Below are 369 nucleotides of genomic sequence, written 5' to 3'. Positions count from 1 at the left end.
CGATCAGCTTGAGACCCAGCTTGCGCACGAACAGGCTCACCCCCTGGCCCACGCCCATGAACAGGCGCTTGGCTACGCTGATGTCGGCTGTGCCGCCGGCGTTGAGCATCAGGTTGCGTTGCGCTGCCAGTTGCAGGTGCTTGCCGCTGCTGAGGGCGATGCCTTGCGGGGCGCTGAGCAACAGGACCGAGGACTTGAGTTGTTCCAGGTCCTGTCGTAGCAGTTGCAGTTGCGCGGCGACATCCGCCGATTCGGCGTTGGCGGCCTGGGCGTCATCGGAAAGGCTCTTCAACTGATCGCCAGCTTGCTGCAGCCGGTCGATGGCGTTGCTCATGTCAAGGACCGGACCTTGAGCCTTGACCTGCTCAT

The 369-nt window shown here is 63.1% G+C and carries 1 protein-coding gene; it reads right to left on the bottom strand.

Annotated elements, in window-relative coordinates; translation table 11 throughout:
* The coding region (locus ACODSJ_RS24740; RefSeq protein WP_489104227.1) for a DUF2345 domain-containing protein at positions 1–369 on the bottom strand (369 nt) is incomplete at both ends.

It is taken from the genome of Pseudomonas sp. FG6 (assembly GCF_057809015.1).
This window is presented reverse-complemented; position numbering and strand designations above follow the sequence as displayed.